This window comes from Glutamicibacter halophytocola, from assembly GCF_001302565.1.
Taxonomy (GTDB): domain Bacteria; phylum Actinomycetota; class Actinomycetes; order Actinomycetales; family Micrococcaceae; genus Glutamicibacter; species Glutamicibacter halophytocola.
The window spans coordinates 3,879,968-3,894,243 of record NZ_CP012750.1; the positions used below are offsets into that span (position 1 = coordinate 3,879,968).

Below are 14,276 nucleotides of genomic sequence, written 5' to 3' on the forward strand. Positions count from 1 at the left end.
CTTCTTCTACTTCCCGCCGCTGTGCTCGGCAACAATATTCGAGTTGTATTCCACGGCGTCCCGGGTCAATTCCATGTAGGCATCTTCCAAAGTGCGCTGCAGAGGCCGCAGCTCGCTGAGCGCCACGCCGGTTTCCAGGGCGCGGCGCCCGATGATTTCCGAATCCGGGCCGGTGACCTCCAGGGTCTGCCCGTCAATGCGCCGCAGCTGTATGCCTTCGGCGCTCAGCGCATTCATCAATGCGTCGATATCCGCTGCGCGAACGATCGTCTGGGCCAGCCCGTTATCTATGAATTCGCTGATCGGGGCATCGGCCATGATGCGTCCGCGGCCAATGACAATCAGGTGGTCTGCGGTTTGCGCCATCTCGCTCATCAGGTGCGAAGAGATGAACACGGTTTTTCCTTCCGCCGCCTGCTGGCGGGCGAGGTTGCGCACCCAGGCCACGCCTTCGGGGTCCAGCCCATTGACCGGTTCATCGAGGATCAGCACCTGCGGGTCGCCCAGCAGCGCGGTGGCGATGCCCAGGCGCTGGCCCATGCCCAGGGAGAACCCGCCGACCTTCTTGCGCTGCACGCCGCTCAGTCCGGTCAGCGCCAAGGCTTCGTGGACCCTGGAGCTGGGCAATCCGGCGGTGGCCGCCATGGCCCGCAAATGCGCCAACGGGGTGAGCGACTTGTGCACGGACTTGGCTTCCAGCAAGGTGCCAACCTCGGTCAGCGGATGCCGGGACTTCTTGAAGTCCCGCTGGTTCACCAGCACCTGTCCGCTGGTGGGAGCCGCCAATCCGACGATCATCCTCATGGTGGTGGACTTGCCGGCCCCGTTGGGGCCGAGGAAGCCGGTGACCTTTCCGGGTTGCACCGTGAACGACGCCTGGTCGACCACGGTTTTATTGCCGTATCTCTTCGTCAACTGCTGAGCCTGGATCATATCTCCAGCCTAGAAAAAATGGGGCCAGGATAAACCGCCCCGAGTGCTGATCTTCTGGTCACTCAAAAGGGTGAGTGCGCCGGGCTGAAGCAGCGATGGCATGCACCCGTTGGTGCATGCCATCAATGATTGCCGCGCAGCATCAGAATCCGGCGCGGGTGGCCAAGAAGATCATCCCGGCCAGGCCCGCCGCGAAGGGCAGGGCCAGCAGGATCATGAGCTTGAGCTGGTCGCGGGCGATCGCCACGCACTCGCGCAGGAACGCGCTGGGCCGATAGTAGGCCGCCGTCTTTCCGCCGAAGGCTCGGGCTTCCAGGCCCATCTGGCGCGATGCCAATGCGGCTCGCAGCGCATGGTAGTCGCTGGTGACCAGCCACAGCTGGCCCTCCGGCTGGCGTTCGCGCACCAGTGCATTGGAGAAATCCAGGTTCTCCACCGTGTCCTTGGCCCGGTCCTCGATCAGGATCTGGGATGCGGGGATGCCCTGCTCGCCCAGGTAGCGGGCCATGGACACGCCTTCGGGTTCCTGTTCGTCGTGCCCCTGCCCGCCGGTGGGGACCATCAGCAGCCGTGGTTCGGCTTGCGATGCATACAGCGCGATCGCCTTGTCCAGCCGGCCGCGCAGCAAGGGGGTGACCTTCCCGTTGATGGTGCGCGCCCCGAGAATCACCGCGGCCGCCCCACGGGTTTTGGCCGGGAACCTGGCATGCACCCACGCATAGAGCAGCATCATCGCGAATAGGCAGGCTGTGAAAACGGAGGCCATGAAAAGAATGAAGGCCAGCGCGTAGCTCCACCAGGTATTGATCTGCACCAGCAGCACCGCGAGCACCGGCAGGATGAACACCAGCACCCCGGCGGCCAGCGACAGCAGGTTGGAGATCCGCGCGCCCTCGCGCCGCCACATCAGCACGCCGTTGTAGATCAGCGCCGCGCCGAACACCACCACCATCAGCGGGGTCATCACCAGAACGATGGCAATGAGGAACCCGAAGCCCGGCACCACGGTGGTCAGCAGATCCGCCACGGCCGCGAGGCTGGAGCACACGAGCGGAAAGAGCAGCGCGGCCAGGCCCAGCCGGCGAGGGTCTTTGCGGTATTGCCAAATGAACACCGCCCAGAGCACTGCAAGCAGGACCCATCCTGCGACTTGAACCAGTAGTTCCTCCATTGCCGACTATTCCACCGATTTCCAGTTGTTGATGCGGTATTCGCGTTTGAGCATTGATTGGGCTCCGAGGTATCCGCCCATGCCATGCACCGATGGGCCGGGAGGGGCCGCCGACGAGACGAGGTACAGCCCCTTGGACTTCAAGTACCAGGGGTCCAGGGAAACCCGTGGCCGCTTGATGGTGCCCAGCAGATCCATGGTGCCTCCCGAGAGGTCTCCGCCGATCAGCGCGGGGTTCTGCCGCTCGAGGTCCTTGGCGGTGACCACGTGCGCTTCGAGGATGATCTCGGAGAAGCCCGGGGCGGCCCGCTGGATCATCGACTGGATCTCGTGGCGCATATCTGCCGGCGAATCCAGCGGAACATGGCAGTAGGCCCAGATGACGTGCTGGCCGGCTGGCGCGCGCGAGTCGTCGAATTGCGAGGGCTGGGCCACGATGATGAAAGGGTCCGCCGATCCGCGATGAACAGCCGCGCGCTCGGCCTTGCCGACCTGCGCGGCGGTACCGCCAAGATGCACGGTGCCGGCGGCGGCCAGCGCCTGGTCCCGCCATGGCACCGGCTCGGAGAGCACAAAGTGGACCAGGCAGCTGCCCGGCGAGCGCCTGGTGGTGGACAGCGCACGGGAGAGCTGTTCGGGCAGGTGGCCGGCGCTGAGCTTGGCGGCATCTTCGGCGGAGGTGTCGAACAGGATGTTCTGCGCGGCCAGCTCATCAATGTGGTTCACCCGCACGCCGGTGTGGATCTGCGCGCCATGGGCCATGGCTTCGGCGGCCAGGGCATCGCTGATGGCCTGGGAACCGCCGCGCGGAATCGGCCAGCCTTTGGCGTGGGCCGTCGCGGCAAGGAACAACCCGGCACCGGCGCTGGCCGGCCCGCGCGATCCGCCGGCCACATGGGCCGAGCAGCCCGAGTACAGCGCGGCGGCCTTCTCGTACTTCGTGGAGAACACTTCCTTGAGCCCCATGCCGCCCACCGTGGCGGCGGCGAAGGCGGCCAGGGCCTGCGGATGGCGCGGGATCTTGAGCAGCGTGTCGAGCAGGGTGGCGCTGATCCCGTCGATCTGGTGGACCAGCGGTTCGATCAAGCGGCGGTACATCTGGCCTTCTGCCCCGCCCAATGCTTCGGCGGTGCGCTCCAGATCCTTGTAGGCGCAGGCAGTGCGCCCATCGAGCACATGGGCGAAGGACAGTTCCGGGGTGATGAACTCGACGCGCTCGTGGACCCCCAGTTCGCGCATGGCCGGGGACTGCAAGGCCATCGGGTGCACGGCGCTGCCCAGGTCGAAGATCGCCTCGGAGCCGTTCAGCGATTGGGTCCTGGCCGCCCCTCCGATGCTGTCATTGGCTTCATAAACCTGGACAGCCAGTCCTGCCCTGGCGGCCACGGCGGCCGCAGCCAGGCCGTTGGGCCCGGCCCCGACGACGGCGACATCAATCATTTCCCGCTCCCAGCAGGCTGCTGCCGCTTCGCCGCTCCCGGCCACAGCGAGCGCAGGGTGGTATTCTCCGGCAGCCCGGCAAATTCGCCGGCCAGCGGGTCATCCTGGCCGACCGCGCGGATCGGATCGCGCCGCGGGTCAAGGATTGAACGCGCCACCAGGTACATCAGGTAGCCGAGCATGATCATGTGGGCCAGCACCAGCACGACGTATCCAGCCTCCGGGAAGGCCTTATGCGGGTCCTCGGCGGAGAAGGAATCGAGATAGTTCCAAAGTCCATAGAAGTGGGCGATCTCCACCAGCATCCAGATCACGAATTCGCGCCAGCGCGGCAGGGCCAGCACGAACAGCGGAATCAGCCAGACGATGAACTGCGGCGAGTAGACCTTGTTGACCATGACAAAGGAGGCGATGATCAAGAAGGCCATCGAGCCCAGCCGCGGAGTGCGCCGGGAGTACAGGCCCAGCAGGGCAACACCCACGCAGCACAAGAAGAAGAGCACCAGCCCGTACCGCGAAATCTGCTCCGCCTCGAAGCTCGGCATGCCGGGGTTCTTGGCCGCCACCACATTCCAGGCGTGCCAGAAACTGGAGAGGCCCGCGCCGCGTTCCGAGGAGAAGCTGAAGAAGTGCATGAAGGATTTGGGGAAGGCCAGCGCGTAGGGCAGGTTGACCAGCACCCAGGTGGCTGCGGCCGTTCCCCCGGTGATCCAGAAGGTCTTGAGCCGGCCGGTGCGGATGGCCAGCACCAGGATCGCGCCGAGGATGAAGAAGGGGTAGATCTTCATCGCCGCGCCCAGGCCGATCAGGATCCCGGCCAGGACCGTGTGCTTGCGGGCAAAGGCCAGCATGCCGGCAGCCAGCAGGGCCACGGCCCACATGTCCCAGTTGATGCTGCCGGCCAGGATGATCCCCGGGGCAATGGCCACCATGGCGGCATCCCAGGGGCGCCGCCCGGCCATGCGCACGGTGCACAGCACGGTAACCATCCAGAGGATCGCCACCAGCACCAGGTTCATGTCGAAGTACAGCAGCGAGCGGTTGGCCACCGACTCGGGCACGATCGAGGCCACCGCGGAGGCCACCGCGCTCATGAGCACCGGATACTCGAATTCGGCGCTGGAGCTAAAGGGCGCCCAGGGGTTTTCCGCGAATCCGCGAGCGCCGAACAGCGGCACCCAGTCGCTGTAGCAGGCGTAGAGGTAGGGGTTGTTGCCGCCCCAGCCGTTGATCCTGCACGGGTTCTTGGCCAGCAGCATCAGCAGCGCGCCGAGCGTGGTCATCAGGATGATGACCCGCTCCACGCTGAAGAATCCCGGGTCGATCCGCCCCGGATCGCTGCGCCGGCCCAGCGGGCCGCCGATCAGTGCCGTGAACTGCCGAAGGAAGCCGTCCGCGCGTGATGGCACGGTAATACGCAGGGGGCCACGCCGGGGCGGTGGCTGGTTTGGCTCGTGCATACCCACCAGCCTAGATGTTTTGTTGGCGCCCACCGGAATGCACACCCGGGTTTCGCGTTAACTATCGGGTTCGCCCCGCTGGCCAAGCCCGCCACCGAAGTCCCATCGATGCCGCTAAACCGCTTGCTGACCTCACTATCAGCAAATATGCAGGTGATTACACCGCGACTTCACCCCTCGTTTACCTAAATACTCCCGATTGGTTAACTAAGGCCCATAGCGTCATATCCGTGAGCAAAACCAATCAGCCACATGTCATGGCGATCATCCCCGCACGGGGAGGTTCCAAGGGCATCCGGCTCAAGAACCTGCGTGAGATCGGCGGCAAGTCGCTGCTGGGACGCGCCATTGAATCAGCCAAGGCCGCGAGTACAGTCAGCGACGTCGTGGTCAGCACCGATCATGAGCAGATCAAGGCCGAAGCACTGCGCTACGGCGCTCGCGTCGTTGACCGACCGGCAGACATCGCCGGGGATACGGCCAGCAGCGAGTCGGTTCTGCAGCACGTTCTGGCCAACACGCAGCCCGCGCCGGCGGTGACACTCTTCATCCAGTGCACCAGCCCGCTGATCGATCCAGCGGATCTGGATGCGGCCGTCACCACGGTCGCCTCCGGAAAAGCTGAAGTCAGCTTCGCAGCGGTGGCCGACCACGGTTTCCACTGGGCTGTTGGCGAGAACGGCGAAGCGGTAGCGGTGGGGCACGAAAAGCTGCGCCGCCCGCGCCGCCAGGACCGCGAACCGCGTTTCCGCGAAACCGGGGCGTTCTACGCCATGGACACCGAAGGCTTCCTGGCCGCTGGGCACCGGTTCTTCGGCCGGGTCCAGGTCCACGAGGTCCCGGGCGAGCACGGGATCGACATCGACACCGAGGCCGATCTGCTGCTGGCGGAACTGACACTGCCCGACGAACCGGCAGCAATCAGCGTGGATGCGGTCATCACGGATTTTGATGGCGTGCACACCCCGGACACCGCCTATGTCGATGAGCACGGCACCGAAACCGTGCGCGTCTCGCGCTCCGATGGCATGGGCGTGGCCCGGCTTCGGGCCGCCGGAGTGAAGTTCCTGATCCTCTCCAAGGAAGCCAACCCGGTGGTGGCCGCCCGGGCCGCGAAGCTCAAGGTTGAAGTGGCCCACGGCATCGAGAACAAGGCCGAATACCTGGCCCAGTGGCTGGCCGACGAGTCGATCAACCCGGCGCGCGTGGCCTACGTCGGCAATGACATCAACGACCTCGGCGCCATGAGCCTGGTCGGCTGGCCCATCGCCGTGGCCGATGCCAACGAGCAAGTACACCGCGCTGCTCGCCACCGGCTGTCCCGCAAGGGCGGATACGGGGCGGTGCGAGAACTGGCCGAACTGGTCCTCGCAGCACGCTAACCCTCAAATTTTTCCAAGTTTCACCCAATGAAAGGCAAATCAATGACCTCCGTGACCACCGAAATCAAGCCAGTTGCCATCGGCGAATCCCTGCTCGGCGCTGGCCAGCAGGTCTACGTCATCGGCGAAATCGGCATCAACCACAATGGTGATATCGAAATCGCCAAGCAGCTGATCGACGTTTCGGCCGAGGCCGGCGCCAACGCGGTGAAGTTCCAGAAGCGCACCCCGGAAATCTCCACCCCGACCGACATGCGCGACAAGATCCGCTCCACCCCATGGGGCGACATGACCTACCTGGACTACCGCTACCGCGTCGAGTTCGACCAGGCACAGTACAAGGAGCTCATCTCCTACGCAGCCTCCAAGGGCCTGCACGCCTTCGCTTCCCCATGGGACGTTCCTTCGGTTGAATTCATGGAAGAGCAGGGTGCAGTCACCCACAAGGTCGCTTCCGCATCGGTCACCGACATCGACCTGCTCAAGGCGCTGGCGCAGACCGGCAAGCCGATCATCCTGTCCACCGGCATGTCCACCATCGAGCAGATCGACAAGGCCGTGGAGACCCTGGGCACCTCGAACCTGGTCATGATGCACGCCACCAGCACCTACCCGCTGCCTCCCGAAGAAGCCAACCTGCGCATGATCGAAACCCTGCGCGACCGCTACCAGGTTCCGGTGGGCTACTCGGGCCACGAGCGCGGCCTGCAGATCTCGCTGGCAGCAGTAGCCCTGGGCGCCGTCACCGTGGAGCGCCACATCACCCTTGACCGCACCATGTGGGGCTCGGACCAGGCTTCCTCGCTGGAGCCAAAGGGCTTCGAGTCGCTGATCCGCGACATCCGCATCCTCGAGCAGGCCATGGGCGACGGCGTGAAGAAGGTCTTCCCGGGCGAGCTGGCTCCACTGAGCCGCCTGCGCCGCGTCGACGCCTAATCACTGCCAGGTATCCGGCGGTTGGACTCACCGACGGGTCCAACCGCCGTTTATTTATGTCTGCATAAGGAAGGCCGAGAAGAAGACATGGACTTGATCCCCGGGCGCATCTCCGTGGTTATCCCCGCCTACAACCAAGAAGCATATATTTGCGATGCCCTCTCATCGCTGACCCGGCAAAAGCTGGGACGCTGGGAGCTGGAAGTGCTCGTGGTTGATGACGCATCCGACGACCAGACGTCCGCGCTGGTGAGCAGCTACCAGGACCGGCTGCCGGGCCTGCGGCTGATCAGCCTGCCCGAGAACTCCGGGGTGTCCGCGGCCCGCAATGCCGGTCTGGAACAGGTCACCGGCGAATATTTCACTTTCCTCGACCCTGACGACTGGTACTCTTGCGAGCACCTGATGACGATGGCCGAGTCGCTGACCGAGCTGCATGTCGACTTCGTGCGCTGCGACCACGTGCGGGTCACCGGCACCAACCGCGTGATTCACCGTGCCCCGCAGGCGCTGCGCGGCATGCCGCTGGACCCCGCCGATGATATCGAGCCGGTCGATTCCCCGTCCATGGTGGACTACACCTTCGTCTGGGCGGGCATGTACCGCACCGAGCTGATGCGAACGCAGGAGCTGTACTACTTCGACTCGCAGCTGCACAGCGCCGAGGACCGGCTGTGGCTATGGAAACTGCACTTGACCACCAGCAAATATGCGGTCGTTTCCTCGCCCGGAGTCTTCTACCGGCGCGGCCTGCCCGGTTCGCTGACCCAGGTCTTCGACCAGCGCCAGCTGGGTTTCATCCCCGCCTACGCGCAGATCCTCAACGAAGTGCGGCTGCACCCGGATGCCGAGCGGCACCTGCCCAAAGCCATGCGCCAGTTCTTCGCGATCGTGTGCCATCATGAGAAACGGGCGAAGAACTATCCGCCCGAGGTCCGCCTGGAAATGAAGCAAAAACTGCGCCAGGTGTTCACCACCATTGACGCGCCCTTGGCACGCCAGGTGGCACTCGAAATGGACGTCGCCCGTCGCCGCCATATCCTCTCCTTCCTGCAGCCAGGTCAGATCGGGGCCGCCAAGTGATCGCACTGATTGAAGCCAGCAGCTACTTCCAGCTTGCTTCTCTGGCCGCGATGGCCGATGCAGGACTGCTTCCCGATGCCGATGAACGGGTATTGGTCCTGGCCAACGGTTCACAGGTCCCGGAATTGACGACGCCGCTGGATCAGGTCCCGGGCTTTGAAAAGCTGGCAGCTCGTTTCGACCGGGTCGTGGACTTCGCAGCCCTGGCTGCCCCGCGCCGCCCTTCCCAGTTCAACCCGCGCGAGGACGAGCTGCACATCTTCGAGCGGCTTTTGCGCAGCGCCTGGGATCTTGGTTCCGAGCCGCTGACTCTCGTTCTGGAATCCGTCCAGGTCAACCCGGCTCGGGCACTGGCCCGCATCTTCTTCGACGCCCAGCTGTGGGTGCATTCCGATGGGCTGATGTCCTACGGGCCGACCCGCAATCGGCTGCCGATGCCGCTGCGCCAGCGCTTGATGGGGACCATCCACGTTGACCTGGTTCCCGGGTTGGAGCCGCACCTGCTGGCCGAGCTCCAGCCGGTCCGCAAGGTCCTGCGGGCCCAGCAGCTGGAGCGGATCTTCACCGAGCTGGCCGAGGAAGCGCACTTCGAGCTTCCCGGTTCAAGCGCGCTGATCCTTGGCCAATACCTGGGATCCCTTCGCCTGATGGACTCTGATGAAGAGTTCGAGCTGCATGTGCAGATGCTTCAGGAGGCCCTTGATCGCGGGCTGGATACGGTGCTGTTCAAGGCGCATCCATCAGCCAGTGCCACCTCGGCGGCACGGCTGGCCAGTGTCGCTGAGCAGATGGGCCTGGATTTCCGCCTGCTGGACACCGATCACCTGGCGGAAACCGTGATCGCCTCGGCCCGGCCAGAAGTGGTCATCTCCTGCTTCTCCACCGGTCTGGCCACCGCCAAGTACATTCTGAACACCGATGTCCACGCGGCAGGCACCGGAGCAATGCTCCAGGCACTGGCACCCTATGAGAATTCAAACCGGATCCCGCTCTCGATCATCCACGCACTGTTTGTCCAAGGTGTTCCGGCTCCGGCGCACAGCGACGGCGATGACCAGCTCTCGAAGCTGCTGGTGGCCGTGGCCTACTGCATGCAGGCGGCACAGCTGCCTCAGCTGCGCGAACCTGCCGCCGAATTCCTGGGCGTCCACTACCCCGAGTTCTCCGCCCACTTCAAGCGCCGCCGGATCACCAAGCTGGATTTGCCGCCGCGCTGGGTGCATCTGGTATCGCGCCGCACCTTCCCGTCCAGGGTCCGCGGAGCCTCGCGCCGGGTGTTGCGGACAGGGTCGAAGCAGCTGGAAACATTGTCCAAATCCCTCAGCCGACTGGCAAAATGACCCTCATCATGATGAAACTGACCCAGCACGACACCCATGAGGTTCCGCGTCCGCGATTCGGGACCGCTCATGTGTGGGTCGAGTCCCCGCTGCAGCTGCTCTCCGCCGTGGAAACCCACGCCGCGGGGCTGCTGGGCACGGATATCCGGGTTGTTCCACGCCTTGGCATGCCCTTGGAGGCCACTACCCAGGCGCTGCTCAACCATGCTCCGGCCGGGGTGCACTTCGAGCCGGCGGCCCGCAAGCCTCCGCAACCCAAGAGCTCTGCGGACCGGTATGTCACCGGCGATGCCTACTCGGGCAAGGTGCAGCGCAGCTTGCTGGCCGGGGTCAAGGCCAAGGAAATCATCATCATCGATGACGGGCTGGCCACCTTGGCGCTGATCAAGCAGCTGATCAGCGACTCGCCTGCCCCGTTGGTTCGCGCTCGAGCCAAAAACTCGGCGGCCCGCATTGCCATGGGCCTTGCCACCTGGCATCGCCTGCGCCAGCTGGCTCGCGAAGACCGCTTGCTGATTGTTTCCGCGCTCTTTGTGGATGCTGCAACGCGCTCGAAGATGGCTGATCTGGGGATCAAGTTCGCCCAGCACAAGTTCGAGTGGCTGGCTACCCAGCCGGTCGCGGAGAGCTTTGCCGAACCGACCTTGCTCATCGGATCCGCCATGGTTGCCGATCAGCTGATTCACGAGCAGCCGTATTTGCAGTGGATCGAGGGCATTGCCGCAGACGGACCGGTTGCGTATTTCCCGCACCGGCGTGAAACCCCGGAACTGCTGGAGAAGATCTCGAAGATTGACCAGGTGGTCCTCAAGGAACACACTGTCCCGATTGAAATGCGGCTGCGGGTGCTGCGTCCGGGGCAGGAAATCCGGGCCTTGCCTTCTACCGTGATCCCTTCCCTTCGGCTGCTTTTGGGCCCGGATTCCAGATGCCTCTATCCCCAGGCGGTCCCCGATCATTGGTGGACCGAAGGTACCGACCTCGAGTTGCGCGAGCACCTATCCAGTTCGTTGAAGGTGTGAAGCCGCTAATGAAACCCTCAGTTCTTGCTATTGCCGACTCTGATTCCTATCTGAAGCTGGCCACAAGTTTTTTGCATCGCTTGGGTCCCGAATGGGACCGCAAGGTATATTTGGCGCGCACTCCGGTAATGCCCACCGAACAACAGATTTCAGCAGCCTTTGAAGGCACCGATCTGGATCCGCAGATGCTCGAGGTCATCCAGCTCTCGCAGTTGGAAGCCGATTCGGTCCAGGAAGACATCATCTTCGCTTCGGCGACAGGTCCTGTTGTTGCCGAAATCTATTCGCGGATCCTGCGTACCGAACCTGTTGATGGGCGCCGTACCGCCTTGATCTCGGCTTTGCCCGGTGTTGCCTACCCTGCCACGCAGAAGGGCTGGAACTATCGTCGAGCCGGCGATGCCTTTATCTGCCATTCACATGCCGAGGCCCGCGACTTTTCGTTCATGACCGAATCCCATGCCGGGCACCAGCCGACCATCATGGTCAGCAAGCTCCCGTTCTTGAACTGCACGGGATTCCCTCCGCCCCAGGAAAAGCTGGTCAATCGCTTGGTCTTCGCACCGCAGGCCAAGGTTCCCGAAACCGCCGAACAGCGCGAGTCGATCCTGCTTGCGCTGGAGCAGGCCAGCAAGATGAATCCGGGTCTCGAGGTCGTGGTCAAGCTCCGTGCCAAGGCTGGAGAACCGCAGACCCACCTCGAGGCCCATCCATACGACAGCCTTTTCACGCAGCTGCAGTCGCGCAACAGGATCAGTGCCGAATCACGAATCCAGTTCGATACCGGATCCATGAGCGAGGCCCTCGTTCCCGGAAGCGCCCTGGTCACCGTGTCTTCCACTGCTGCCTTGGAATCGTTGGACCGCGGCTTGCCCACAATGGTGCTTTCCGATTTCGGCGTGAACAGGCAAATGATCAACACCGTATTTGTCGCTTCCGGGATCATCGGCGAATTGGAAGATGTTGTTTCGCTGAACTTCGGAGAGCCCAGCAAAGCGTGGCTGCGGGAAAACTACTTCCACCGCATGGATCGCAGCTTCTTTCAATCATTGGAGTTCCTGGCCCGGCGGGCAAACGCTGGACAGCTGCGTACCGATCCGGAAGTCCTGGCCTTCATCCGCCGCCAGCCGCTGCGCCATCGACTGCGTACGGCGTTGCCATCGCCAGTGGTGAAGGTGCTGCTGAAAATGCGTCACGGCTACCGAAACTCACGCAACCACCGAGCCAGAAGCCTGTCATGATCAAATTGAACTTTACTAATGACTTCCTCTCTGGTCTTCATATTCAGGCTTAGTCATGATCAATTAGCCTTTTAGTGATGTACATAAACTATTGCGAGAGTCCGTGAGGGTCCTTCCCTCACGGACTCTTTGGGCATCTGCTGCGAACCCCGACCAGGTGGTAACTGCAAAGGTTGGGAATGTTCTGAACACATTAGGACTTAAGATCAATATGGGCCTAGTTTCAGGACTCGCGTTTGACGTGCCCGAATGCCCGAAGATTTGTACATTTCAATAAGGAGCTCATGTGTCGGCCAATCCGATCCGCGTTGCCATTGTTGGCGTAGGAAACTGCGCCACGTCCCTTGTCCAAGGTGTCGAGTACTACCGAAACGCGGACGCGGAGTCCACCGTTCCGGGACTCATGCACGTGCAATTCGGCCAGTACCACGTTGGAGACGTACAGTTCGTTGCCGCCTTTGACGTTGACGCGAAGAAGGTCGGCCTCGATCTTTCCGAAGCCATCCTGGCCAGCGAAAACAACACCATCAAAATCGCCGACGTGCCTGCTACCGGCGTGACGGTCCAGCGCGGCCATACCCTTGATGGGCTCGGCAAGTATTACCGCGAAACCATCGAAGAGTCCGACGCTGCACCTGTGGACATCGTCCAGTCCCTCAAGGACAACAAGGTCGACGTGCTGGTTTGCTACCTGCCAGTTGGCTCAGAGCAGGCCGCCAAGTTCTACGCCCAGTGCGCCATCGATGCAGGCGTGGCCTTTGTCAACGCGCTGCCAGTGTTCATTGCCGGCACTCCTGAATGGGCCAAGAAGTTCACCGACGCCGGCGTGCCCATCGTCGGCGATGACATCAAGAGCCAGATCGGTGCAACCATCACCCATCGCGTCATGGCCAAGTTGTTCGAGGACCGCGGCGTGGTGCTTGACCGCACCTACCAGCTGAACGTGGGCGGCAACATGGACTTCAAGAACATGCTCGAGCGCGATCGCCTGGAGTCAAAGAAGATTTCCAAGACCCAAGCCGTCACCTCGAACACCTCGGCAAAGCTGGACGCTGACGATGTCCACATCGGACCGAGCGACTTCGTTGCCTGGCTCGATGACCGCAAGTGGGCTTTCGTGCGCCTCGAGGGACGAAACTTCGGTGATGCACCGGTGAACCTGGAGTACAAGCTGGAAGTCTGGGATTCCCCGAACTCCGCGGGTGTCATCATCGATGCCGTGCGCGCTGCCAAGATCGCCCTTGATCGCGGCATCGGCGGGCCGATCTTGTCGGCTTCGAGCTACTTCATGAAGTCGCCGCCAGAGCAGTACGATGACGAAACTGCACGCAACAAGGTCGAAGCCTTCATCCGGGGCGACGTGGAACGCTAGGCCTTCCGCTCAAACGGTGCACGAGGATGGGCCAGGACCTTTGCCTGGCCCATTGTCGTACCTGGAACTGTTCCCAGACGCGGAGAAGCCCGCCGGCTTGCAGGCCGGCGGGCCTCTGGGCACTAATATGCGAGATCATAGTGGGTACCTCTTATTCAATGTGTGGGCAACGGTAATGGCGTTGTGCCCACCTAGCGAATACGAAGGTACATTTCTACAGGCACATGATTCTTGAGCTCGCGCTCTCGCATTCGGCGATTGAATTCCGTGCTGTCAACGTTTTTCAGCTTGCTGCTGTCTTGACGCTTTCTCATTTGCTTTCCCTCCCTTCATTCACCGTTGAAGGGGAGGGAAGATCCTGGCGCGTGGTAGAAACGGCGCGAGCTTTCAGGCTTTCTGGACCAGCGAAGATAAGTTCCGAGGTGCGAACTGCCCGTTGAGCGGACGAGGAGTACAAGGTGCTAGACATGAAAAAAGTTCCTAAGGTGAGAGTCGATTACTGACCTGCAACCTCAGGAACTGGGTGGGATTCACCGTAGTCTAGGAAACCACTGTTCCGGAGGTTGGAGAGACAAAGCCGTAATTGCCGGCAGGCATAAAGCCGCCGCCACGTCGCCATGTGCGATGAGTCGAAATATCCAGAGTGATATTCATCGTTTCTCCACCTCCTAAAATCTATTTGAAGCCAGTCGCGATCAGACGCGAGGCTTTGCTGATAAGTTTTATCGATCCGCAAGTCTCATTGAGACTTCCCAATCACAATATTCAGCTTACATGGATTACACCCGGTCCGCCACTAATTAAGTCAAAAAGTTTAAGAACTTTTTTTGAGGCGCAAAAATGCCTGGCACCGCGGCGGCACCAGGCATTGTTGCTGCACTTTCCACAGGCCAGCA

Annotated in this window: 11 protein-coding genes; 7 read left to right on the forward strand and 4 right to left on the reverse strand. The window is 62.4% G+C overall.

The window, feature by feature from the left end; translation table 11 throughout:
- Positions 1–6 precede the first annotated feature (6 nt).
- The 4 genes from AOZ07_RS17850 to AOZ07_RS17865 form a co-directional block, all read right to left on the reverse strand.
- The gene (locus AOZ07_RS17850) at positions 7–933 is read right to left on the reverse strand and encodes an ABC transporter ATP-binding protein (RefSeq protein ID WP_060703211.1); all 927 of its coding nucleotides are present in this window, start codon (positions 931–933) and stop codon (positions 7–9) included.
- A gap of 142 nt (positions 934–1,075) precedes the next feature.
- Positions 1,076–2,104, reverse strand: a complete 1,029-nt coding sequence (locus AOZ07_RS17855; protein ID WP_060703212.1) for a YdcF family protein — start codon at positions 2,102–2,104, stop codon at positions 1,076–1,078.
- Between the two features lie 6 nt (positions 2,105–2,110).
- Positions 2,111–3,544, reverse strand: coding sequence for a phytoene desaturase family protein (locus AOZ07_RS17860; protein ID WP_060703566.1), 1,434 nt, complete (start codon positions 3,542–3,544; stop codon positions 2,111–2,113).
- On the reverse strand, positions 3,541–5,004 hold the full coding sequence (locus AOZ07_RS17865; RefSeq protein WP_060703213.1) for a glycosyltransferase family 87 protein: 1,464 nt from the start codon (positions 5,002–5,004) through the stop codon (positions 3,541–3,543). The genes AOZ07_RS17860 and AOZ07_RS17865 overlap by 4 nt, the downstream gene beginning before the upstream one ends.
- Positions 5,005–5,234: 230 nt before the next feature.
- Here AOZ07_RS17865 and AOZ07_RS17870 point away from each other — a divergent pair, with 230 nt between their 5' ends.
- The 7 genes from AOZ07_RS17870 to AOZ07_RS17900 all read left to right on the forward strand — a co-directional run bounded on the left by AOZ07_RS17870 (position 5,235) and on the right by AOZ07_RS17900 (position 13,380).
- On the forward strand, positions 5,235–6,386 hold the full coding sequence (locus tag AOZ07_RS17870) for an acylneuraminate cytidylyltransferase (RefSeq protein WP_060703214.1): 1,152 nt from the start codon (positions 5,235–5,237) through the stop codon (positions 6,384–6,386).
- A 42-nt stretch (positions 6,387–6,428) separates the two neighbouring features.
- Entirely contained in the window at positions 6,429–7,322 is an 894-nt protein-coding gene (locus tag AOZ07_RS17875) for an N-acetylneuraminate synthase family protein (RefSeq protein WP_060703215.1), read from the forward strand.
- Positions 7,323–7,409: 87 nt separating this feature from the next.
- Positions 7,410–8,405 (forward strand): glycosyltransferase family 2 protein, encoded by a 996-nt coding sequence (locus tag AOZ07_RS17880; protein ID WP_060703216.1) that lies wholly within the window; start codon positions 7,410–7,412, stop codon positions 8,403–8,405.
- Positions 8,402–9,745, forward strand: coding sequence for a polysialyltransferase family glycosyltransferase (locus AOZ07_RS17885; protein ID WP_060703217.1), 1,344 nt, complete (start codon positions 8,402–8,404; stop codon positions 9,743–9,745). Before AOZ07_RS17880 ends, AOZ07_RS17885 begins: the two co-directional genes overlap by 4 nt.
- Before the next feature lie 8 nt (positions 9,746–9,753).
- Positions 9,754–10,767, forward strand: coding sequence for a hypothetical protein (locus AOZ07_RS17890; RefSeq protein ID WP_075972650.1), 1,014 nt, complete (start codon positions 9,754–9,756; stop codon positions 10,765–10,767).
- Positions 10,768–10,775: 8 nt separating this feature from the next.
- On the forward strand, positions 10,776–12,008 hold the full coding sequence (locus AOZ07_RS17895; protein ID WP_060703219.1) for a DUF6716 putative glycosyltransferase: 1,233 nt from the start codon (positions 10,776–10,778) through the stop codon (positions 12,006–12,008).
- A 286-nt stretch (positions 12,009–12,294) separates the two neighbouring features.
- Positions 12,295–13,380 carry an inositol-3-phosphate synthase gene (locus AOZ07_RS17900; RefSeq protein ID WP_060703220.1) on the forward strand — a complete coding sequence of 362 codons (1,086 nt, stop codon included), beginning with the start codon at positions 12,295–12,297 and terminating at the stop codon, positions 13,378–13,380.
- Positions 13,381–14,276 lie beyond the last annotated feature (896 nt).

What these genes read in the sequence shown, in the direction of transcription:
- AOZ07_RS17850 (WP_060703211.1), bottom strand. Translation starts at nt 933, where the DNA reads ATGATCCAGGCTCAGCAGTTGACGAAGAGATACGGCAATAAAACCGTG.
- AOZ07_RS17855 (WP_060703212.1), bottom strand. Translation starts at nt 2,104, where the DNA reads ATGGAGGAACTACTGGTTCAAGTCGCAGGATGGGTCCTGCTTGCAGTG.
- AOZ07_RS17860 (WP_060703566.1), bottom strand. Translation starts at nt 3,544, where the DNA reads ATGATTGATGTCGCCGTCGTCGGGGCCGGGCCCAACGGCCTGGCTGCG.
- AOZ07_RS17865 (WP_060703213.1), bottom strand. Translation starts at nt 5,004, where the DNA reads ATGCACGAGCCAAACCAGCCACCGCCCCGGCGTGGCCCCCTGCGTATT.
- AOZ07_RS17875 (WP_060703215.1), top strand. Translation starts at nt 6,429, where the DNA reads ATGACCTCCGTGACCACCGAAATCAAGCCAGTTGCCATCGGCGAATCC.
- AOZ07_RS17880 (WP_060703216.1), top strand. Translation starts at nt 7,410, where the DNA reads ATGGACTTGATCCCCGGGCGCATCTCCGTGGTTATCCCCGCCTACAAC.
- AOZ07_RS17890 (WP_075972650.1), top strand. Translation starts at nt 9,754, where the DNA reads ATGATGAAACTGACCCAGCACGACACCCATGAGGTTCCGCGTCCGCGA.
- AOZ07_RS17895 (WP_060703219.1), top strand. Translation starts at nt 10,776, where the DNA reads ATGAAACCCTCAGTTCTTGCTATTGCCGACTCTGATTCCTATCTGAAG.